The organism is Pontimicrobium sp. MEBiC01747 (assembly GCF_053601635.1).
The window spans coordinates 1-8,245 of the sequence record NZ_JBSHNS010000243.1; the positions used below are offsets into that span (position 1 = coordinate 1).

Below are 8,245 nucleotides of genomic sequence, written 5' to 3' on the forward strand. Positions count from 1 at the left end.
TTGTTTATATTCTAATTCCTTTAAGTTTAGTTTTTTTTGCGATAATAATATTTGTAACCTGCCTTTTGCTTCTATTACAGACATTCTATTAGCAAAATCTTCAGGTCTGTAAGGCGCTAGTTCTTTGTTTAAAACATATTCTGTATAATCATTCTCAAATTGAGAGTAACTAGTAGTTATATCTCCTAAAACTAGTGGTGGTATTTTATCTAAAGGAAAAGAGAACGTTTGCTCATAATTTATGGTATCTACAATACTCTTTAATAACAATACATCTTTATAGGATGCACTGTTCTCTAAAACTGCTAATATTTGATTTTTTGAAACGTTTTCTTCTTCATTTGCTAAAAAAACTTCAAATTGCCCACTTGATTTAGCATAAATTTTTTCTGGCGGAAATGAAGTGGTTACCATTACTTCTGCCGTTATAACATCTGGATATTTTACAAACCAAGAAATAAAAAGAAGCATTAAAATTAGTAAAAAAAACAGGGTATTCCCCCAACGAATCATCCAGTGTGGTATGTGGCTTAATATTTCTTGTACTTCTTCGCTTCGTATTGGTATGTCTCTGTTGTTTTGTGGCATCTTACTTTTTTAAAATTAAAATAATTAGAAGCAAAGAGCACAATTTTCTTTGCTTCTAATAACTAATAAGCTATGCAGAATATGTTATGCTTAATACTACTGCATATTAGCTGTCTAGCATTAATTTAAATATGGTGCACATAAGTACCCTGTATTTGCATTAAATGATTGACACCAACCTGCGGTGTTACAGCATTTACCTGCTCCGCAACGATATTGACTATCACATTGCTCTACACCACCGTTAATAGTTCTTTGTTCTGCTTTATTTAAAGCTTTCCCTAAGTTTAAAATCTGTTTTTTCATAATAATATAGATTAAATATTAACAAGGAAGATAGCAAGGGCAATCTTCAAAAGGCTCTGTTCCATACCTATCTACTTGCATTTGTCGCATTGCTGGAGATGCGCTACAGAATTGTTCGCAGGTGTAAATGTAACCTCCATTAATTTCAGATTGTTCTACTTTATTTAAAGCTTTTCCTAAGTTTAAGATTTGTTTTTTCATAATTAAAAAAATTAAGTGTTTTTGTTTAACTTGATTATTTAAAGTTTTTAATACTATTTTTAGAGCAAAACTATTTCTTTAGCTTTGGCTCGTATTTTTATATTTAATAGACACAGCTATAGCTTCCATCAGGATTTAAGTGACATTTTCTAGGAGGATAGCATATAAACCCTTCAAAATTGCATAATTCGGGTTTTCTATCGCCCCCATTAATTTGTTTTTGTTCTCCTTTATTTAAAGGATTACCTAAATTTAAAATCTGTTTTTTCATAATAAAAAAATTAAAACATTAATATGCCTTGATCATTTAAAGACACTCAAGGTTTGTGTCTATTCCTCGCGAGAGAATTTTTTTAGGTTTAAAACCCATTTTATATCTTAATATCTATTTGCCCAAGTTTAATTGATTCTTTACTAAGTGGTAATAACTTCCATTGAGTGCTATTAATTCTTCATGGGTTCCTTTTTCTATAATCTTTCCTTTATCTAAAACAACTATTTGGTGCGCATTTTTAACTGTACTTAATCTATGAGCTATGACTACTGCTGTTTTATTAGTGAAAAAAGTATTTAGTTTTTCCATTATAACTTTCTCATTATTCGCATCTAAAGCTGAAGTCGCTTCATCAAAGAATAGAAACTTAGGATTTTTATATACAGATCTTGCTATTAATAATCGTTGTTTTTGTCCTGTACTTAATCCTGATCCTTCTGTTCCTATTTTTGTATTAAATCCAAGTGGTAAGCCATCTATATAATCTGAAACATTTGCTACATTAATGGCGTGTTCTAGTTTTTTTCTATCTACATAGTCCTCTCCTACTGCAATATTTTTAGCAATGGTATCATTAAAAATATAGCCTTCTTGCATAACTACTCCGCAGTTTCTTCTCCATTCCTTTTGTGATATATTTTTAAGGTTGAAATTATTTACAGTAATATCACCACTATCTACTTGATAAAAGCCAAGCAGTAGTTTCATTAAAGTTGTTTTTCCGCTACCACTTACTCCCACAATTGCTGTTGTTTTATTTGCTGGAATTTCTAATGTTAAATCTTTTAAAACGGGTTCTAAACCTCCTGTATATCTAAACGAGATATTTTTTAGTGTAATGGATGCGTTTTCTGGGATATTGGCTACTTTTTCGTCTTCTGGTTTTTCTTCATCTTCCATATTATGAATTTCGCCTAATCTATCTATAGAAATTTGTGCATCTTGCACATCTCGCATAAAGCTTATAAGTTGGGTTATAGGGCCGTTTAATTGGCCCACTATGTAACTAATTGCCATCATCATACCCAAAGTTATTTCCCCATCTATTACAAGTTTGGCAGATAGTATGGTAATAAACATGTTTTTTAACTCGTTAATAAAGTTAGAGCCTACGCTTTGTGTTTGCTCTAAGGCTAAGCTTTTGGTTGCTACTTTAAATAATCGGGCTTGTACGTATTCCCAGTTCCAACGCATACGCCTTTCGGCATTATGCAGTTTAATTTCCTGCATTCCGTTTATAAGTTCTATAACTTTACTTTGTTCTTGGCTTACTTCAGAAAATCGTTTATAATCGAGTGCTTTTCTTTTTTTAAAAAAGAATAGGACCCAACCAAAATATAATACGCTTCCTATTACAAAGACTCCAAAAATTTGTAGGCTATAATAGCCCAAAACTAAACTGAATATTATAAGGTTAAAAAACGAGAAGAGTACTGTTAAAGAAGAAGTAGTTAGTATTCTTTCTATACGTTTGTGGTCGTTTATTCGTTGTAATAAATCGCCAGTCATTCTAACATCAAAATAAGAAATGGGTAGCTTCATTAATTTGATGAAAAAATCGGAGATTAATGAAATATTTATTCGTGTGCTTAGGTGTAATAAAATCCAGCTTCTTATAACTTCTAATGATGCTTTACCAATGAACAGAAATAATTGTGCAAATAATATTAAATAAATAAAGTTTAAATCCTGATTTTTAATCCCTACATCTACAACACTTTGTGTTAAAAAAGGAAGAATTAATTGTAGTAAACTCCCTGCTAATAAGCCTATAATTAATTGAATTATAAAACGCTTATATTTAAACAGGTATTTAAATATAAACGAAAAACCAAAGGCTTCATCTTTTTCAAATGTGGATTGATAAAACTTGGGTGTTGGTTCTATTAATAAGGCTATACCTTCCTCTGTATTATCATCTGCATTATTACCTATCCAATGTTTAATAAATTCATCTTTGGTGTATGTAATTAAACCGTGTGCAGGGTCTGAAATATAAACGGTATCTTTTTTTATTTTATAGAGTACTACATAATGGTTTTTATTCCAATGTACAATACAAGGTAGTGGTGCTTCTAGTAATTTTTTATAGGCTAACTTCATGCCTATAGATCTAAAACCTACAGATTCTACAGCTTCACTTAGGCCTAATAAACTACTTCCCGCTCTAGTTGTTTCGCTTAGGTTTCGTAACTGTTGGGTATTAATGGTTTTACCGTAATACTTAGCTATAATTTTAATGCAAGTAGGTCCACAGTCTTTGGCTTCTGTTTGCTTGTATGTTGGAAATTTTTTCAAAGAAAACCTAGTTGTTATATTAAAATAGAAAGGAGAAAGTTCCTCCCTTCTCTATTTTTTAGTTTTAACGCGTTTAAAAGTTTTTAAAGCTTTGCTTATAAAACTAGTTTGGGCCATAATCTGCATTTGCAAAACAGGATGGTGGAGTGCCTTCGTATACGCCTGGTATGTCTCCATTTGGGCACAGTGTCTGGCAATTGGATGCTTGTACTGTTGTACCGACGTGACAAAAACAACGACAATTTGGCCCTGGCTTAGGCCCTCCTCCATGTATTGTCTTTTGTTTTGTTTTACTTAAAGGAACTCCAAGGTTTAAAATTTGTTTTTTCATAGTGAAACTATTTAATAACTATATTTGTGGCGAACATTTTATGACACTCACCATTTGTGTCTATTCTTCGCGAGAGAATATGTATGTTCAAACTCAAAGCCCTAAAAAGGGCTTTGTTTATTTCTTTACATTGTTTGTATTGTAGTAATAGAACTAGAATTTTGATTACTACTTTCTTCTAATTCTTCTATAAATAAAATTAAGTCCGATCTATTGTATGCTTTTGGAAAAGACTTACCGTTAATTAAAATTTCTGGAGTAAAATGTATGCCATTATTTTTGCACCATATATTTTCTTTTTCCAGCTCTATAATCGAAGTTTCTTTTTGTTTGCATTCTCCCCATTTTTTTAACCAAGTAATGGTGTCTCCTTTTTCATAAATTTCGCTCATTGCTAGTAAGCACTTATACTCTCCTTCTGCTCTGTACAGCTCTATAAGACGAGTGGTTATTTTAACAGCTTCATTGTTTTTATCTTGAATACTTATATTAAATCGAATTATAATTTTTACATTTTCATTATACTTGTGTAATATGTTATGTATTTGCTTGTGTACGGGCTTACAATGGCCACAAAAAGGGCTTGTTATAATAACAATCTCTAATTTAGACTGGTGGTTTCCAAAAATAATTTCTTTACTTTCTGTTATTTTTGTATTTAATTTTGGTGCTTTATTAAGCATGGTTTTAAACAGTTCAAAATTTCTTTTAAACTTAACGCTTTCTATTTTCACTTTTCTTAAACTGTTAACCTCCTTAATAAGCGGTTTTATATTGTGCCATATTAGTCCTGAGCTTATAATAATGAAAGCAAAAACAATACTATTATTAAGATTAAATTCTGTAATTACATTGTTTTTAATTATTGGTATTAAGGCTTGTAACCATAATAATCCTACTATACTTAAACATAATAAGCACCATGTTTTTACAACTGCATACTGGTAATACAATGAATATATAGTTACTGGAATTGCTAACAGGCTAACCATAAAAGGCAATACAGGGTTTGTTATTTGAATAAAAGTGGTTATTGTTATTGCCGAAAAATAGGTTAAGCTAAAATCGCTCAACTTATAGCCTTTTATAATTTCTGCTCCTTTAGAGCTTAGTACTGCATCGCAGTCTTTTTTATTATCCATTCCAGAACAAAAGGCATCCCCAATAGATGTTTGGAAACCTAACTCTTGTTTTATAATTGCTACACTAATTACTACGCCTATTATGGATAATACTAAGTATGCTATATTATATATTGAGGCTGTACTACTAAATACTAAAAACAGAGTAAAAACAGCTAATAAACTTACACTTATATAGTCTCCTATTTTAGATGAACTTGTTTTTACTTGGCTGCCTTCTGTTTTTTCTACAGCTACAATTATACCTGTAAACTTTTTAAGAAATGCATCTTTTAATACTACTTCTTTTTCTTTCTTATTTTCTGTGCTGTAGAGTTCATAATTACTATTCTTTCTTTCTACAACAACTAAGCGTTTAATATTTTCCTCTTTTATTTGCGCTATAAAACAATTTGGTAATTGTTCTAAGGTTTCTATATCTACAGGAACTTCCGCAGCGACATTGTCTATATTAAAATGATCTAAAACGCCTGTAATGGCATGTAAACTTGGATACGATGGGTGACTTTGTATTTGAAAACTTAACTCTTCTTTATCAAAAGAGATGCTATTTTTTTTAAGTAATCTCTGTACTAAATGTGTTAGTGAATTTTTCAAAAAAAAGTATAGTTTTTAGAATAGCTATTTTCAGTGTTTACCAAAGCTATTTTTTTAACTTAAAAAAAGCTTAAAAAAAGCCATACAAAAAGTAAGGCTAAACCATACTCTATTATAAATTAATAGTTTAAATAATGATTACTTTATTTTTTAGTTATTACCCAACCACGACATATCGTAGATTGATGAAATTTTATAACAGTTTTAAACCCTGCCTTATTTAGTAGTTTTTTTGTTCTTTCTTCGCTAACAGCGTTAATTGTATTTAATATTCTATTTTTTCTATATTCAATATCCTCTTTAGACCAGTCTTTAGGGAATAAATGGGTTAATAACGCAAAGTTTTGTTTTAATTCTTTTTTGGTTCCGCATATATCCAATAATATAAACTTCCCTCCTTTTTTTAGTTTTTTAAATATATGGGTTAATAATTTCTTTTTCTCTCCATTATCTGGCATAAAATGCAAAACTAAAAACAAGGTAATTATATCGTATTCTCTAGTTCCATCTATAGCATCTACAGTAGTATTTATTAATTTTAAATTGGTATAACCTGTTAATTTTCTCTTTGCTATTTCTATCATGTCTTTAGATGGATCGCAAGCATCTATTTTCCAATTCTTATTATAGTCTAATAATCGTTTTGTTTCATTACCTGTACCACAGCCAACTACTAAAATTCTTGAAGACTCTTTATTATTTATACTTCCTTCTATTAACTTAGGGATATTATCCATTATAAAGTTATAGCTGGGGAAAAAATCGGTTATAAAACTATCGTAATTAGTTGCACGCTCTCCTTCAAATACTTCTACTACTTTATTTTTCATATCATTACTAAGTTATTTGTTATTTAATCTCCCTTATAGGAATAGTTTTTCCATTTATAGATATTTAATACTAAAAAGATACTTACTATAACCATTAAAAATAAAATGAATATCTCGGAATAATTAGTTGCTTCATATAATATTGCTTCAATAACGTGATATATATTAAATAAGGTTACAATTATTGCCCAAATAAAAGACAACCATCTAAACCATTTTTTAGAAATCTGCACAGTAAGTATAGCAAATAACAACGCTAATCCTTCCATTAAAATTCGCCACTGATGTGCCCAAAATGGGGTTTCGTTTGTAGACCCTTCAATAAAAACGGATTCTTTAAAAAATACAGTAGCTAGACCATAAATGTGATGGAAGATAAAGCCTACGACTATAAATGTCCATAATATTATAATTTTTGTTCTCATTGGTATTATATTTTGGTTTTTTGATGTTGTTTTATAAGCATTTTGCTTATTATCGTTTTTATTATTTTGACTATCAATTATTAATACATCTTTAATTGTTTTATAATCTATTAGAGTTTTGTTAAATGAACTTTTGTTTTTTACTTCTGGAGTAATTTTAAAGTATATAAATAAAGACATTGATGCTAATGTTAACCAAAGTATATCTACAAATAATATGTCAAACTGCTTATATTTATAGGTATTCCAAAGCCAATTATTGGATATAAATCCATTTGCTATTGGTATTAAAAAACCAAAAATTGCTCCTAATAATAAACAGTATTTATTGGTTAAGTAATTATTTCTTTTATATCTAAAAAATAAAATAGCTATTAACCATAGTATAAAGTAAAAGGTATAAATGGCTAATTGTTTATTATTATAATTACCATGTGTTATTTTTACAAATAAAAAAGATAAAGCTGTTACTGGCAGCATAGATAAGCATATTGCTAAATAAATATGCCCTACTTTGGCTGTATATAATCGTTGTTTTAGAGACAAACTTTTTTTATTTCTTGATTCTATCCATATTAATACTCCTGTAATAATAACAAAGCAGGTTATTAATGCTAAAACAAAGTATATTATTTTTAATCCTACTCCTCCAAAATCTGCAAAATGAAGGCGTCCCAATAAGCGTTGTACATCTTCAGTATATTCTAAATTATTAGGGTTTCTTTCTACCTCAATTTTTCCTGTATAAGCGTCAAAAACTAAGTAACCAATACCTATAAAACGCTCAGTATCTTTTAATTCTCCCATTAAAAGATATTTCATATTCTTTCCTTTATAATTACGAATATACCCTCTAGTTAAATGAAAATTATTCCAGTATTTACCAGATTTTTGTGCAAACTGATTAAAACTCGGCACGTCTTCATTAGATTTTGCTATCCATTCATATGTTTTACGGTCTGGGCGTAAATCTTCTAATAATTTATCTTGATCTCCGTTATATAATAAGTTGGCTGGAATTAGAACTAAAAGGCTTAAACAAAAATAAGCTCCTGTTACTGCAAAAATAAATTGAAAAGGTAAACCTAATACTCCTAATACTGTATGCGCATCTGCCCATACTCGTTTTAAAGTTATTTTAGGATTAAACTTATAAAAATCTGGGATTATCTTTTTCCAGTGTACAATAACACCCGTAACTATGGCAAATAAAAAAAATAGAGCTACAAACCCTGCTAAATAAATCCCAACTC

Annotated in this window: 8 protein-coding genes and 1 pseudogene; all 9 read right to left on the reverse strand. The window is 29.5% G+C overall.

The window, feature by feature from the left end; genetic code table 11:
• A pseudogene (locus tag ACVC2P_RS07915) lies at positions 1 to 588 on the reverse strand (HlyD family secretion protein); the annotation flags it as partial.
• A gap of 120 nt (positions 589 to 708) precedes the next feature.
• Positions 709 to 894: a hypothetical protein gene (locus ACVC2P_RS07920; RefSeq protein WP_452597940.1), complete on the reverse strand. Its 186-nt coding sequence runs from the start codon at positions 892 to 894 to the stop codon at positions 709 to 711.
• Between the two features lie 18 nt (positions 895 to 912).
• The gene (locus ACVC2P_RS07925) at positions 913 to 1,095 is read right to left on the reverse strand and encodes a hypothetical protein (RefSeq protein WP_452597941.1); all 183 of its coding nucleotides are present in this window, start codon (positions 1,093 to 1,095) and stop codon (positions 913 to 915) included.
• A gap of 103 nt (positions 1,096 to 1,198) precedes the next feature.
• Entirely contained in the window at positions 1,199 to 1,366 is a 168-nt protein-coding gene (locus tag ACVC2P_RS07930) for a hypothetical protein (protein ID WP_452597942.1), read from the reverse strand.
• Between the two features lie 114 nt (positions 1,367 to 1,480).
• Positions 1,481 to 3,667: a peptidase domain-containing ABC transporter gene (locus ACVC2P_RS07935; RefSeq protein ID WP_452597943.1), complete on the reverse strand. Its 2,187-nt coding sequence runs from the start codon at positions 3,665 to 3,667 to the stop codon at positions 1,481 to 1,483.
• A gap of 103 nt (positions 3,668 to 3,770) precedes the next feature.
• Positions 3,771 to 3,998 carry a hypothetical protein gene (locus ACVC2P_RS07940; protein WP_452597944.1) on the reverse strand — a complete coding sequence of 76 codons (228 nt, stop codon included), beginning with the start codon at positions 3,996 to 3,998 and terminating at the stop codon, positions 3,771 to 3,773.
• Positions 3,999 to 4,123: 125 nt separating this feature from the next.
• Positions 4,124 to 5,737 (reverse strand): vitamin K epoxide reductase family protein, encoded by a 1,614-nt coding sequence (locus tag ACVC2P_RS07945; protein WP_452597945.1) that lies wholly within the window; start codon positions 5,735 to 5,737, stop codon positions 4,124 to 4,126.
• A 143-nt stretch (positions 5,738 to 5,880) separates the two neighbouring features.
• On the reverse strand, positions 5,881 to 6,567 hold the full coding sequence (locus tag ACVC2P_RS07950) for a class I SAM-dependent methyltransferase (RefSeq protein ID WP_452597946.1): 687 nt from the start codon (positions 6,565 to 6,567) through the stop codon (positions 5,881 to 5,883).
• A 23-nt stretch (positions 6,568 to 6,590) separates the two neighbouring features.
• Positions 6,591 to 8,245 (reverse strand): PepSY-associated TM helix domain-containing protein (locus tag ACVC2P_RS07955; protein ID WP_452597947.1); only part of this gene is annotated, 1,655 nt, incomplete at its 5' end.